A 14,110-nucleotide genomic window follows, 5' to 3' on the forward strand; every position below is an offset into this window, starting at 1 on the left:
GGGCCGTTACTGGTAGTTAAAAGCGTCCGGATGGTTGTCGAGGCTGCCGCTGAGGGCGGCAAACAGCACGGTTTTGCCATCAATGGACAGGGCGTCGCTGACGTTAAGCCAGGTCAGCTTCTCCTGGTCGGTTTTTTCATCGACCACCGAGTAAACGCCTGACATCTGTTTGGTTTTTTCCGACCAGATCACCGCGATACGCTCATGGCCGCAGTCGTGGGGTTTGCAGGCGCTTAACACCTGCCAGGATTCGCTACCCAGCTTCACCGTCTGCGCCGGCGAACCGGTGCCGCCGGTGGTCACCCAGGCGGGCAGCTGATGGCCTTTGACCATCTGGTTAAACGACGCCCGGGTGGCGGTATCGTGGGCCAGACTGTTCAGCGTGACGTCGCCTTGCGCCATGACGCTGGCGGAGGCGGCTAAGGCGATAATAGCGGTAAGCGTTTTAAACATGTTTCCTCCTGGACTTATTCCGTCCTCATAACAAGCCTCTTTATAGTGAGCGTAGATAATGATTAATGCAAACTATGACATAAATCCCGTGAATGATTAGCAGCGGTGCGCGCATGGACGTTACGCTAAGCGATATGCCATGATGCGGATTGATTAAAATTTTCCAATATATGCCCTTGTGATAAAGCAGTTAGCGAAATGGCATAGTTATTCAGGCGATAAAGCATGGCGTATGTGAATCATCTACTGACGTTTATTGAGAGTAATCCGGCGCTGGCGGTGGGATTTAACCTTATTCTGCTGCTGCTCTCTGGCATATTTGCCCACCTTTTATGCAAGTTCTTGCTGATTAAAGTGGTGCGTAAGGTCTTCTTTGGTAGCCATAAACAGGACGTGCCGCTGGAGAAGGATCGACGCATCGCCGAAAAGCTGTCCAATTTCATTCCGGTTATTATCGTCTATTACGTTCTGCAGTTTATGCCGGCGATGCCGGCATCGCTGGTGACGGCGATTAATACCATCTGCGGGATCTTGTTTTTTATTTTTATGTCGGTGTTTTTCAACGAGATGCTGGATATTGTCAACAGCTCTTATCTGCGAAAAACCAAACGTAAAAATCATTCCATTAAGGGCTATATCCAGATAGGCAAAATCTTAGTCCACATCCTGGCGGCGATTATGATCCTCGCCGTGATGTCGAACAAATCGCCGATCATTATTATCTCCAGTCTGGGGGCGGTGGCGGCGGTGCTGATGATCGTCTTCCAGCATACCCTGCTGTCGCTGGTGGCGAACGTTCAGCTGTCGTCCAACGACGTGCTCCAGCTGGGGGACTGGATTGAAATGCCTGACAAGAACCTCAGCGGTGAGGTGACGGATATCGCGCTGCACACCATTACCATCCGTAACTGGGACAATACCATTTCCCGTATTCCCACCAAGAATTTCCTCACCGAGACCTATACCAACTGGCAGGCGATGTTCTCCTCCGGGGCGCGGCGGATCATGCGCAGTATCGCCATCGATCAGCACTCGGTGCGTTTTCTCAACCAGGAGATGCTCTCCTCGATGCTGACTATCCGCGGGGTAAGCGAGCCTCTGACCACGCTGCTTGACGGTCGGGATCCCGGCGGCGTGGCGGACCGCTGGTTTGTCGATAACGGCCTGACCAACCTGACCCTGTTTCGCCACTACCTGATGCACTATCTCGCCGAGCGACCGGATATTATTAAGGAGATGTATATTGTGGCGAGGACGCTGAAACCGTCGCCGTCGGGCATCCCGCTGGAGATTTACTGCTTCACCTCTTCGACGCTGTGGAAAGACTACGAGAATACCCAGTCGGCGATATTTGAGTACATTACCGCGGTGGCCGGGCAATTTTCCCTGCGCCTCTATCAGTATCCCGCCGGGCACGATTTCTGGCGTCTCTCCCAGGAGCACGCCGCCCGGGCGGGCCTGCCGCCGTCGGCGGAAGGCTAAGCGCTGAGCTGCTGGCGCCAGAGGGCGATCTCCTCCTCCAGCCAGGCGATGAATCGGGCGACTTCCGGGCGGTTCTCCGCCTGCGGGGAGACGGTCAGCCAGTAGTGCCAGGGGTAGGGGACGGTGACGGCGGTGAGCTGCACCAGCTCGCCGCGGGCTATCGCCCCCGCCACCAGCGAGCGCCGCTCCAGCGCCACGCCCGCTCCCAGGCGAACCGCCTCCAGCACCAGGTTGGAGTCGTTCAGGCGCAGGCCCGCAGGAATGATTGTCTTTTCCAGCCCCGCCTGGCTGCACCAGGCGTTCCAGGACTCCATGGAAAAAACGATATCGCTGGCGGCGATCGCCTGCGGGGTGGTCGGCAGGTCGCCGCCGCGATAGTGCGGCGCGGCCACCACCAGCTGTTCATCGGCAAACAGATGTCGGCTTTCCATCCCCTCCCAGTCGCCTTGCCCCATGCGAATGGCCAGATCGATACCCTCCTGCTGCAGGTTAACCACCTCCAGGCTGGTCAGCAGGCGCACCGCGATCTGCGGATGCCGCGCCTGAAAGCGCGCCAGCCGCGGCAGCAGCCAGTGGCAGCCAAAGGAGGGGAGCGTCGCCAGGGTCAGTTCCATCGTGCGGGGTTTGATCTGCACCATCCGCGTGGCGTCGGCGATGTGCTGTAACGCCTCGCGGATTTGCAGGGCATAAAGCCGCCCCTCTTCCGTGATGCGCACCCCGCGGCCGTGGCGGACAAACAGTGTGACGCCGACCAGGGCTTCCAGCTGTTTGATGTGCTGGCTGACCGCCGAATGGGTCACGCTCATCTCGTGGGCGGCCTGCGTCACGCTGCCGAGGCGCGCCACCGCCTCAAAGCTGCGCAGGCTGGCGACAGGGGGAAAATCTGCCATGGTGATCTCTCTTGTCAGGGCGTCAATACGTTAACGTTACTACCGGGTTAGCGGGTTTTAAAGCCGCTGCGAGCAGACAGTGGACGGGCTTCAGGCGCTCTCAGTCGGTATAACACAGGGGAGACAGGCGGACTACCCTGTGGCGCTAATTTGTTAGTTTTTCTAACCTTTGCGGTAAGCATCCCCTGATATTCGCGGGGCGGGTTTTCCAGTAAGGTAAGCCAGCAACCCCTTTATCGCAGGCAGGAGTGACGATGAAACTCATTGGTATGATGGATTCACCTTATGTAAGACGCGTGGCGGTTTCTCTGGCGCTCTATGGCGTGGAATTCGAGAGCCTGCCGCTGTCGGTCTTTAGCGGCTTTGATGAATTCTCCCGTATTAATCCGGTGGTCAAGGCGCCGACGGTGGTTCTCGATGACGGGACACAGCTGATGGACTCCACGCTGATCCTCCACTATTTCGAAACGACCCATCCCGCCGGACGCCGGTTGCTTCCCGCGCATCCCGAGGCGCTGGCCCGCGACCTGCACCTGCTGGGGGTGATCCTCGCCGCCAGTGAAAAAGCGGTCCAGCATGTTTATGAGCACCGTCTGCGGCCGGAGGAGAAGCAGCATCAGCCGTGGATAGCCCGGGTGACCGGTCAACTGCTCGCCGCCTGTCGGGAATGGGACGCCCGGCTGGCAGACCGCGTTGCCGCCGTGCAGCCGGACCAGGTGTTGGTCACCAGCACGGTGGTCTGGTCCTTTATCCAGTTGATGATCCCGACGGTGGTGCCGGCAACGGCGTTTCCGCATATCCGCGCGCTGGCGGAGAAAGGAGAGGCGCTGCCGGCGTTTCAACAGTATCCGCTGAGTTAACGGCGGGGATGGCGCGTTGGATTGCAGCCGGACGAAGACGTTATCGCCCGGCTGGGTTGCGCTCAGCGTCTTGCCAGCGTCACCGCGTGTTGCCAGGACTGCCATCGCTGCACAATCCGATGATGCCGGAGCGGGTCTGGCGCATAAGTGATGTGTTCTGGCAAAAAGGGCTGAAGCTCTGCCACCGTCAGCTTGTGCAACGCTTTACGCGCCAGCAGTGCCGCACCGGTCGCTGACAGCTCGGCCACATCGCTGCGCATCACCGGACAACCCAGCAGGTCGGCCTGGTACTGCATTAACCAGTCGTTTTTGGTGGGGCCCCCATCCACCAGCAGCGTGTTGAGCGTAAAGCTATGATGGGCACGCATCGCAGTGATTACATCGGCAATCTGGTAGGTAATAGACTCGAGCGCGGCACGAATGAGATGGGCACGCTTCACCCCCCGGCTTAACCCATGGATCAGTCCGCGGGCATTCTCGTCCCACCAGGGCGCCCCCATGCCGGTGAGGGCAGGTACAAAAAAGACGCCTAAGGTGGAGTCTACCGAGCGAGGCAGAGCATTCAGCGCCTGGGTCAGCTCAACGGGAGAGAGTTCGCTCAAGCCCGTACTGTCGGCCATCCACGCCACCGCATCGCCAGTATGGGGAATATTCCCCTCTAGTGCATAGACCAGCTTTTCTCCGTCGTGCCAGGCCACCGTGGTGGCGAGATTGCTGACGTGACACGCCACCGAATCGACGGGCGCCATCACCGAGGTTCCTGTACCGTAAGTAGCTTTAACGCAACCGGCAGCGCCCAGACCGTGGGCGAAAAGGGCGGCATGTGAATCGCCAATCATCGCCATTACCGGGATCCCATCAGGGAGGGTGGCTAAACCAGCGGTGTAACCAAACAGGCCGCTCGATGGTTTTATCACCGGGAGTGCTGCCCGCGGAATGCCAAACAGGGCGAGCATATCGGTATCCCAGTCCGCTGTTTGCAGATTCATGAGCTGCGTACGAGACGCGTTCGCGTAATCACAACAAAATTGCTGGCCTTGCGTCAGGTGCCAGAGTAGCCAGCTATCCACCGTACCGAGGCAAATCTCGCCATCTTTCGCCCGGTTGAGGCCATCCGGCGTGTGGTCCAACAGCCAGCGCATTTTCGAGGCGGAAAAGAGCGGGGCGATTGGCAGACCGGTTACCGCCTTGATCTGCGGCTCATGGCCTTGTTCACGCAGCGAGCGGCAAAATGTGGCGCTACGTGAACATTGCCAGCTCAGGGCGGGCGCTATGGCCTCGCCCGTTTCCCGATACCAGCCCACGACGGTTTCGCGCTGGTTGCTGATCGCCAGGGCCGCCACACGCTCCGCGCCAACAGCGGCCACTGTGCGAGAAATCACCTCCAGCGACGCGGCAAGCAGAAGCTCCGCTGACTGTTCTACCCATCCTTCCTGAGGCGTAGCGATCTCAAGCGCGCGGGAAAATTGCGCGATTACCCGCCCGTGGCTATCGAAGGCAACGGCTTTGGCATTGGTCGTGCCCTCATCGAGGGCAATAATAATATCCTTGTTTACCGACATAGCGGCCTCCGGCCTTACTGGTGGAGATAGGTCGACACGCCCAGGTATCGCGTAAACGCCTCGTGCAGAATTGAAGCACTGGCAGAATGGTTCATCGCGACATGGTGCTCAAAGCCGTTACGGCAGATCCACGACAGCAGATTTTCCAGGTGGGGAACCTGAATGACCGCCCGACAGCCTACCGTATCCAGGGGATCGTCAACCGATTGGCCTTCGCCGACGTAGGCCTTGATTTCGCCAGTCAGGTCGTCAGTGCTGAGGCGAAAATAGGTCAGCGCGCCGCTTTTCATGCGACCATGCACGGCACCGCAGGTGTTTTCTTTGCCGACGGTGGTGCCGATAATATCGGCCGTTCCCATGTGCGCCGACTCGAGACTGGCCGAGGCAAAGTTCCCGCAATGGAACAGCACACATTTATCGCGATCGTCGCCGAAGTTATTATTCCAGTCCGCGATCGAGGCGGGGCTCAGGTTGCTGCTGGCGAGCGCATACATGGAGAGCGCACCCATGACATCGACTTCACAGGCGCTTGGCATCAGTTGTCCGGACATCACGCTCATGATGGAGCAGACGTTAATCCCCAGATTTTCCTGTAGTGAGGTCCAGCACTGAATCGCGGTGGTGTCGATATCGTTGGCAACAATCCACTCGCTCAGGACCACAAACAGTTTTGCCATAGTGATCAGTTTATCTGCCGGAATACCGCTGGCGTCGGCATTATCGATCAGCAGGCGGCGCTTCTCATCCACACGAATATCGTCATCACGCAGGCACTTAATCCGGGTAAATACCTCGGATAGATCTAACGTTTCCACTGCGATGCCCAAACGTTCGAGCAGTTTTTCGCTGTAGCGCACGGTGTTAAAGCCCGCAGGACGGGCGCCAATCGCGCCAACGCGTACACCGCGCATACTGTTTACCACGCGACATATCTGCGTGAAGCGCCGGAGATCCTGCTCAAACACCTCGCCGCTAAGTGCGCAAACGTGCTGGGTGGTCAGCGTAAACGGGATACCGTACTGGCGCAGGTTGTTGCAAAGGGAAATTTTGCCGCAGAAGCTATCGCGGCGCGTCGACAACCCCATTTTATCCAGATTATCCTCTTCGGCCTGAATAAGCACCGGGACGTTGAGACCGGAGAGGCGCAGCGTCTCGGCGATGGCTTTTTCATCACCAAAGTTGGGTAACAGCACCACGACACCGTGAATGTTGTCGCGGTGGGTGCGGAACAGCTCGGCGCAAATTTTGGCATCCTGCCGGGTTTCCACGCCACCCAGTTCCGTCTGGGATGGATCAAGCATAATGGTGTTAATCCCAAGGCGGCTAAACAGGGCTACCGCCTGTTCGCGCGCTTCGGCGACCAGATAGCTGGGGAAAAATCCCCGATTGCCAATAATGACGCCCATGGTGAGTTGTTGAGGAATACGGGACATTGCGTTCTCTCCAGTAAGATGTTCTTGTTATTTTTCAGGATGCTTTTTTTGTGTGCAGCTTGCGGGCGTGCTTCGCCACCCCGGCGGCATCGATTTCATGGCGCGCGCGCGTGGCGGCGCGATCGGCGGCAATGGCGTATTGCCCGTCAGGGATACCTAAGCGTTTCAACGGGATAGCGCACCCGGCCTCGGCCAGCACTTCCGCCACCAGACTCCCGACGCCGCCGTTGACGTTGTGTTCTTCCACCGTGATCGCGACCGGACAGGACTGTATTGCCTTCAGTAGCGCCTGGGTATCACAAGGACGAATAGATGGGACACTGATAACGGTGGCGTCAATACCTTCTGCAGCGAGTTGTGCGGCGGCTTCCACTATTTCATGTACCGTTGAGCCCATGGCAACCAACGCAACATCGCGCCCCGAACGCAGCACATCAATGTTGCCCGGAATAAACCGGTAATGTTCGTCATGCAGTTCCGGTAGCGCTTTACCATCGAGGCGGATATACACTGGCCCGATGTGGGCAAGGGCATAATCGATAATCTGTCGGCACTCGCCGGGACTGGACGGCGCGTAAATTTCAATATTGCCAAAACCGCGCAGAACGGCGATATCGTCAATGCTATGATGAGTGCTGGCCAGCGGACCGTAGCTGGCGCCCGCGTTCAGCCCGAACAGTTTGACGTTGGTGTTGTTGTAGCAGACGTCGACCTTAATCTGCTCATTGGCACGTGAGATAAGGAATGGCGCCGCGTTGCAGGTCACGGCCACTTTACCCCCCAGCGCCAGGCCGGCGGCAGCGCCAACCAGCGTCTGCTCGGCGATGCCGACGTTGACCAGCCGGCCAGGGAATCTTTTGATAAATGGGGCAATTTTCGCCGTTGAGGTGGAGTCAGCCACTACTGGCACCAGATCCACGCCGCGGTCTACGGCATCAATAAAGGCATTCACCATCACCGTGGCGAGATGTTCGCTATTACTCATCTTTCAGTTCCTCCAGCGCCAGTTCAATTTCTTCTCCTTTCGGTACCCGGTGATGCCACTCGGGTCTTCCCTGAATAAATGAAATACCTGCGCCTTTGGTGGTATTGGCAATCACGACGTGTGGTTTCCCGTTCGGCTGCAAGCGCTCAAGGGTGGCGACCACCTCCGCCATATCGTTGCCGTTGCACTGTGTGACCTCCATGCCGAAAGCGCGCCATTTTTCATCCAGCGGGTCGGTATTCATGATCTCTTTGGTCGCACCGGCCAGCTGCAGATTATTTTTGTCGTTGATAATAATAAGGTTATCCAGCTGGTAGTGGGCGGCGACCAGCGCGGCCTCCCAGTTGCTGCCCTCCGCCAGTTCGCCATCGCCGGTGACGACAAATACGCGACGCGGGTTGTTATCGCGTTTCGCTGCCAGCGCAATGCCTACCGCCACGGGCAGACCATGGCCCAATGCGCCGGTATTGAGCTCAATACCCGGCGTCTTGTGCTTCACCGGATGTCCAGGCAGATGCGAGTCGGCGTGTTGATAGGTTGCCAGCCAGTCAAGGGGGATAAAGCCTGCCTCGGCCAGCACGCAGTAGTAACCGCCGACAGCGTGCCCCTTCGATTGAATATAAATATCGCGCTCGTCGCTCTTTTCTAGCGCAGGAGAGCAGTTAAGGATGCGAAAGTAGAGGGCGGTCAGAAGTTCGACTTGTGACAAATCTGCACCGGTGTGGCCGCCTGCCGGGCTTTCCGCATTTAAGACGATGATGCGGCGGCGGATGGCGCGTGCTTTTTGTTCTAACTCCTTAACGGAGAGTGAAAACGGATTCATAAAACACCTCTTGAAAGTAAATTCTTGTATGAATAAATATTCCAGCAGGGTAAAAAAACACTTTCCATCCTGACTACCTTTTATCGTCGACAAAACAAGGTATTAATAAGTGATTGAATATATATTCACTACTGATTTATTATTCACATAGGTAAGATATGCCCTGCGACGGGGTTTGTCCACGATTTGTACGGCCTATTTTCTAAAAAAGGAGAAAACGATCACATTTGGATCGTCGGGAAAAGGGCGCTGCGCTTGTTATCTATTCAATGATGCATAAAAATAACGAGCAGAAAACAGAGGGGAATGCCATGTCGAAGCAGGATGAACAGCGGTTGCTGGTGAAGATAGCCACGCTTTACTACAGCGAGAATAAAAAGCAGTCCGAGATCGCCTCGCTGCTGCATCTGTCCCAGTCTTTTGTTTCACGGGCGCTTACCCGCTGCCAGAAAGAGGGGCTGGTGAAAATTACCGTAGTCCAGCCGACAAACATTTTTGTCGATCTGGAAAAGGCGATTGAGGAGCGTTTTGGCATTCGACAAGCGATAGTCGTGGATGTGGGCGAGAATGCCAGTTACAGCCAGGTAAAGCATGCCATCGGCAGCGCGGCGGCGCACTATGTCGAAACGCGGCTGCGGCCGGAAGACCTCGTGGGGATCTCGTCCTGGAGCAGTACGATCCGCTGCATGGTGGATGAGATGCATCCGCAGAATATTCGCGCCGCCGGGGTGATTCAGCTGTTGGGCGGTGTCGGTCCCAACGGCAACGTGCAGGCTACCATTTTAACCCAGCAGCTGGCGGCGCATTTAGGCTGCCCGGCGTGGCTGTTGCCGTCGCAGAGTATTGAGCACTCCGTGGAGGAGCGCAGCCGTCTGGTAAACAGCCCGGACGTCGCGGCGGTGGTGGCGAAATTTGCCGAGGTGGATGTGGCCATCGTCGGTATTGGTGAACTGGAGCCTTCGCAGCTGCTGAAAAACTCCGGTAACTATTATAATGAAAGCATGCTCCAGCTGCTGGCGGAGCGCGGCGCGGTGGGGGATATCTGCCTGCATTACTATGATGCGGCGGGCAAACCGGTACTGAGCCAGGATGAGGATCCGGTGATCGGGATGGAGCTTGAGCAAATTCGTCGCTGTCCGCAGGTGATTGCGCTGGCCGGCGGCGTGGACAAAGAGAACGCCATCCGCGGCGCGTTGCAGGGCGACTATATTGATGTCCTGATCACCGACTTCCCGACCGCGCGCGCGTTAATTAAGGGCTAAGCGGGGGTGGAGACTGGCGTGCCTGGCGTGCCAGCGTCGCCAGTTCGTCCGCGCTGAGGCGAGTCATCCGCAACACGGTTTCAGTGTCCATACCGTTCTCTAACATCATCAGCGCGATGCGGCAGGCTTCGCGATGCTCACCCGCCTGTAAACCTTCCTGAAGCCCCTCTTGCTGGCCTTGCTGTAACCAGCGTTGTTTTCCCTCTTCGCGACCTTTCTGCTTCAGGTACTCGGCAATCGTCATCAGGGTATCCTCATATTGCGGCAGACGTTCGACCAGCTGGTCGATAAAGTTATCCGGGTCGGCGCTATTACCATGCAGCGACATATAGGTAAATAACGTTTTGAACTGCTGGTGGTCAGTGTATCCCATCAGCACCACCTCCACCAACTGCTGGAGGATATGGCTAAGATCGCGTTGACGGATGTGTTTCTGGACCAGTTCCAGAAGCGCGATCCGCCGATGCTGTAATATGGCGTCGTCGGGAATATCGGTCACATCGACGAGCGGAAAGGCCCCGAGATAAAGCTGTTTTGCCGGTGAGTCAGGTGGAAACTCATCCAGCCAGCACAGTGAAAAGGGATAGGGAGAAATGCTGCCATGATAAAACAGCATGGGAATTACCAGCGGCAGCGCTTTATGGCCGCGATCAAGATGCTGTTGCATGGCCGCGAGGGCATAGCGCAGGAGTCTGAATGCCATATGGCTGTCCGGGGTGCTCTGATGCTCAATGACCACATAGATATAGCCCTCTCCCTTGCTGGTCTGCAGAGAGTAGAGAATATCGGAATAGCTGGCGCGCAGGTTGTCCTCAACAAAGCTCCCGGATTCCAGGTGCAGAGTGCTTAAGTCGCACAGTTGCCGCAGCGCGGGCGGCAGATGAATATCCAGAAAATCGCGTGCGGTTTCGCTGTCGCGCAGAAAGCGCTTAAACAGACTGTCGTGCGGGGTCGAGTGAGGACGTTTTTTCATGGCTTCCTTGCCTGGCAGAGCAGAGTGGCGGGATGCTACCACCGCTTGCTGTCGGGCAGGATTTTTCGATGAGGTTTTGCGAAGCGCCTCGGAGAAAGGCGCATCGTGAGTCAGTCTCGCCTCCTGTGGTCTGAGCCACAGGAGGTCTTGCGGTTACTTATTTTCCATGACCGCTTTCTGGGCGACCACCGCCGCCTTCTGCTGCATCCGGTTTTGCATCTGATCGATAATGACCGCCACAATAATCACGATCCCTTTGATGACCATCTGCCAGAACTCGCTCACCCCCATCATCACCAGCCCGTCGGCGAGAAAACCGATGACAAACGCACCAATCAGCGTACCCAGGATGGTTCCCCGGCCGCCGGCCAGTGATGTTCCGCCCAGTACGACGGCGGCGATAGCATTCATCTCAAAAGCGGTACCGTTAGCCGGATGGCTGGCCAGCAGCTGCGCGGAGACCACTATCCCGGCAATGGCGGCGCAAAAACCGGACAGCGTGTAGACCAGCACTTTAATTTGCTTCACTTTCACGCCGGAGAGCTCGGCGGCGCGCTCATTGTCACCGATCGCATAAACATGGCGGCCAAAGGGCAAACGCCGCGCGATATAGGCGATGATCAGCGCCAGCAGGATCATCAGCCAGATGGCCCACGGGATGCCAAAGAGCGCACCTGCGCCAATTTCATCGAAACCCGTGTTGCCCAGCTGCGGATTGCCCGCGAGCCCGGGGAAGGTTTGGCCATCAGAGGTCAGCATCGCGGCTCCGCGGAGCACATACATGGTACCGAGGGTGCAGATAAACGGCGCCACATTGTAGCGGGTAATGATCCAGCCATTAACGGCGCCAATCAGCGCGCCTATCAGCAGCACCAGGGGCACAATGACCCACACGCTTGGAAAAATGGCGATGCCGAACATCGGCAAGACGATCCCTTTGGTGATAAGCCAGCCGGCTATCATTCCGCAGAGACCGAGCGTAGCGCCAATCGAAAGGTCGATACCGGCAGTGATAATGACAAAGGTGATCCCCAACGCCAGAAAGGCGTTAATCGCAATGTGTTTAATCATAATCACCATGCTGCCAGCGGATAAAAAACCGGGCACGGTCATCGTGAAGAAGCCGACAATCAGGAACAGCGCGATAAAGGTGCGCAGTTTTAATAACAACAGCAGGATATTTTCACGGGAGAGAGAGGCTCCGCCGCGCGGCGCCAGTGCGACCGATTGTGTCATTTTCATCTTAGAACCCCTGAGCGCTTGCTGAAACCAGCGCCGACTCTTCGGCCTGGTCACGAACGATATCGGCGGTCAGTTTGCCGCCTGACATCACCAGGATACGGTCAGAGACCGCCATGATTTCTTTTAAATCGGAGGTGGAGAACACCACCGCCATTCCCTGCTGCGACAATTGCACCATCATGCGAAACACATCCCCCTTGGCGCCGATGTCGATTCCGCGCGTAGGCTCGTCAAGAAACAGCACCTTCGGATTGGTTAACAGCGAACGGCCAATAACCACCTTTTGCTGATTGCCGCCGCTGAGCGCCTGGATCTCGACCTCTGGTGATGAGACCTTAATGGAGAGATTGCCAATCGTGCTGGCGACGACGGCCTCTTCCTTTTTAGTGGCAATGGTTAACCCGCGCTGAAGACGACGCCACAGGCTGGCAATGGTCAGATTGCTGGCGACTGACGAGATGGGAAAAATCCCGGTCCGCTTACGATCTTCCGGCACCAGACTCATGCCCATGCGGATACGTTCGGCCGTGGTTAACCGCTGGGGAACCGGTTTGCTGTCCAGCCAGATCTTGCCAAAGTAGTGGCGCGCTGTCCCCAGCAGACATTCAAACAGCTCGGTTCGCCCGGCGCCCATCAGACCGTAGATCCCAATAATTTCACCGGCATGTGCTTTAAAACTGACGTTATCCACCACCGTATTGCCCGCGGCATTCACGCAGGTCAGGTTCTCCACTTCCAGCAGTGGGGCGCCGAAGCGGCGATCCGGGGGAAGAAAATGGCTTACCGGATCGCTGCCCAGCATTTCACGGACGATCCATGGCACATCAATTTCACTCACCCTGGCCTCCGCCTGGAATTTGCCGTCACGCAGTATGGTAATGACGTCGCCGATGGCCATCAGCTCCTCCAGACGGTGTGAGATGTAGATAATGGACACCCCCTGACGCGTCAGTTCGCGGATGACCCGAAACAGGATATCCACCTCGGTTTTGCTTAAGGCTGAAGTGGGCTCATCAAGGATCAGAATGTCCGCATTTTCCGCCAGCGCTTTGGCTATTTCGACCAACTGCTGCTGACCGACCTTCAGGTTACCCACCAGCTCCCGCGGCGAGATCGGCTGATCGAGTCGCTGCAACAGCTCCGCGGCTTGTCGTTCCTGCTCTGCTTCGTTAATTGGCGTCAGCCCGCGCTGTAGCTCGCGACCAAGAAAGATATTTTCCGCGACGCTAAGATTTTCAAACAGGTTCAGCTCCTGGTGGACCATACCAATGCCGTGGGCGGCGGCCTCGCGGGTGCTGGAGAAATGGACTATGTTGCCGTTGAGCTCCATTTCACCCAGGCTCGGCTGTTGCACACCGGCGAGAATTTTCATGAGTGTTGATTTACCGGCGCCATTTTCGCCGATGATCACGTTCACTTTGCCGCGCCAGACGTTGTAGTCGACGTTATCCAACGCCACCGTGCCGGGGAACAACATCGAAATACCACGGGTGCGTAAAATGATATCCTCTGCGGGTGAACTGGCCATCAGCGCGCCTCCTGTTTTAGCTGAAGAGCGGCCGCATCCTGCAGACTGCCGTTAATAACCGTGACCGCAAAGAGAATATCGACAGGCTTGCCTGTCCAGCTCGCGTCCACTTTCGGCAACTGTTTAATAGCCTCTCGATTGTAGGCGCGTGAAAGCTGCGCAAACTGCACCTGGTTGGTAAAGTCTTCAAATTTGAAACCGCTGGCATCGCGGATGGCATTGCCTCGCATGACAGGACCTAATTGCACGACCAACGGCTGGCCGTGTAGCGTAAGTTTGAGCTTTTGCTCGCGTGGGTTGCTGACGTCAGTCCCGGTCACCTCGCTGTTCAGGCGGACAAAGACGCTCTGTGGCGTAGCGCCAGACGCCTGGCGCACTTTTTCCAGCGCAGTCGCGTCCAGCGCATGTTGGTTCGCTGCGTCAATCACACGAGATTGCCAGGTTTGTTGCGCGATCTGCTGCGGGGTGAGATGGTCGAAGCTGGGTTTCGCGTTCGGGTCGGCAGGCAGCACTGGCTTGCCATTCTCATCTAAGTCCACCACCGTGCAGGCCGTCAGCAACAGGGCGGCGCAGCCCATCAGCACGGCGCCCCATTGTTTTAACCGCATCATTTCCGC

Annotated in this window: 13 protein-coding genes; 3 read left to right on the forward strand and 10 right to left on the reverse strand. The window is 57.0% G+C overall.

What is annotated here, in order from left to right; all coding sequences use genetic code 11:
- Positions 1-6 precede the first annotated feature (6 nt).
- Positions 7-453 (reverse strand): Ivy family C-type lysozyme inhibitor, encoded by a 447-nt coding sequence (ivy, locus tag MKR05_RS15890; protein ID WP_023288761.1) that lies wholly within the window; start codon positions 451-453, stop codon positions 7-9.
- A gap of 225 nt (positions 454-678) precedes the next feature.
- Here ivy and MKR05_RS27045 point away from each other — a divergent pair, with 225 nt between their 5' ends.
- Positions 679-1,935 carry a mechanosensitive ion channel family protein gene (locus MKR05_RS27045; RefSeq protein ID WP_023288762.1) on the forward strand — a complete coding sequence of 419 codons (1,257 nt, stop codon included), beginning with the start codon at positions 679-681 and terminating at the stop codon, positions 1,933-1,935.
- Here the strand turns inward: MKR05_RS27045 and MKR05_RS15905 are convergent.
- Entirely contained in the window at positions 1,932-2,825 is an 894-nt protein-coding gene (locus MKR05_RS15905; RefSeq protein ID WP_284118321.1) for a LysR substrate-binding domain-containing protein, read from the reverse strand. The genes MKR05_RS27045 and MKR05_RS15905 overlap by 4 nt on opposite strands.
- A 254-nt stretch (positions 2,826-3,079) precedes the next feature.
- Between MKR05_RS15905 and MKR05_RS15910 the strand changes: the two genes are divergently transcribed.
- Positions 3,080-3,685 carry a glutathione S-transferase family protein gene (locus MKR05_RS15910; RefSeq protein ID WP_044521529.1) on the forward strand — a complete coding sequence of 202 codons (606 nt, stop codon included), beginning with the start codon at positions 3,080-3,082 and terminating at the stop codon, positions 3,683-3,685.
- A 62-nt stretch (positions 3,686-3,747) separates the two neighbouring features.
- On the opposite strand, the gene MKR05_RS15915 is transcribed toward MKR05_RS15910, so the two are convergent.
- Genes MKR05_RS15915 through MKR05_RS15930 form a run of 4 tightly spaced genes read right to left on the reverse strand, consistent with a single transcriptional unit; the run spans position 3,748 to position 8,488 of the window.
- Entirely contained in the window at positions 3,748-5,247 is a 1,500-nt protein-coding gene (locus tag MKR05_RS15915) for an FGGY family carbohydrate kinase (protein ID WP_048296991.1), read from the reverse strand.
- Positions 5,248-5,261: 14 nt separating this feature from the next.
- Complete coding sequence (locus tag MKR05_RS15920) at positions 5,262-6,680, reverse strand: L-fucose/L-arabinose isomerase family protein (RefSeq protein ID WP_284118322.1); 1,419 nt, start codon at positions 6,678-6,680, stop codon at positions 5,262-5,264.
- 34 nt (positions 6,681-6,714) lie between these two features.
- A complete protein-coding gene (locus tag MKR05_RS15925) occupies positions 6,715-7,665 on the reverse strand; it encodes a transketolase family protein (RefSeq protein ID WP_044521532.1) in 951 nt (316 codons plus the stop codon).
- The gene (locus MKR05_RS15930; protein WP_004885699.1) at positions 7,658-8,488 is read right to left on the reverse strand and encodes a transketolase; all 831 of its coding nucleotides are present in this window, start codon (positions 8,486-8,488) and stop codon (positions 7,658-7,660) included. The genes MKR05_RS15925 and MKR05_RS15930 overlap by 8 nt, the downstream gene beginning before the upstream one ends.
- Before the next feature lie 311 nt (positions 8,489-8,799).
- Here MKR05_RS15930 and MKR05_RS15935 point away from each other — a divergent pair, with 311 nt between their 5' ends.
- Entirely contained in the window at positions 8,800-9,750 is a 951-nt protein-coding gene (locus MKR05_RS15935; RefSeq protein ID WP_004885703.1) for a sugar-binding transcriptional regulator, read from the forward strand.
- Here MKR05_RS15935 and MKR05_RS15940 read toward each other — a convergent pair.
- The 4 genes from MKR05_RS15940 to MKR05_RS15955 form a co-directional block, all read right to left on the reverse strand.
- Positions 9,740-10,723 carry an Rpn family recombination-promoting nuclease/putative transposase gene (locus MKR05_RS15940; protein WP_048296995.1) on the reverse strand — a complete coding sequence of 328 codons (984 nt, stop codon included), beginning with the start codon at positions 10,721-10,723 and terminating at the stop codon, positions 9,740-9,742. The two genes, MKR05_RS15935 and MKR05_RS15940, sit on opposite strands and share 11 nt — an antisense overlap.
- Positions 10,724-10,876: 153 nt before the next feature.
- Entirely contained in the window at positions 10,877-11,965 is a 1,089-nt protein-coding gene (locus MKR05_RS15945; protein WP_004885708.1) for an ABC transporter permease, read from the reverse strand.
- A 1-nt stretch (position 11,966) separates the two neighbouring features.
- Positions 11,967-13,493, reverse strand: a complete 1,527-nt coding sequence (locus MKR05_RS15950) for a sugar ABC transporter ATP-binding protein (protein ID WP_044521535.1) — start codon at positions 13,491-13,493, stop codon at positions 11,967-11,969.
- Entirely contained in the window at positions 13,493-14,101 is a 609-nt protein-coding gene (locus tag MKR05_RS15955; RefSeq protein WP_044521536.1) for a DUF2291 family protein, read from the reverse strand. Before MKR05_RS15955 ends, MKR05_RS15950 begins: the two co-directional genes overlap by 1 nt.
- Between the last annotated feature and the right edge of the window lie 9 nt (positions 14,102-14,110).

Source organism: Klebsiella sp. K5-204 (genome assembly GCF_030128585.1).
In the GTDB taxonomy this organism is placed as follows: Bacteria; Pseudomonadota; Gammaproteobacteria; order Enterobacterales; family Enterobacteriaceae; genus Klebsiella; species Klebsiella quasipneumoniae.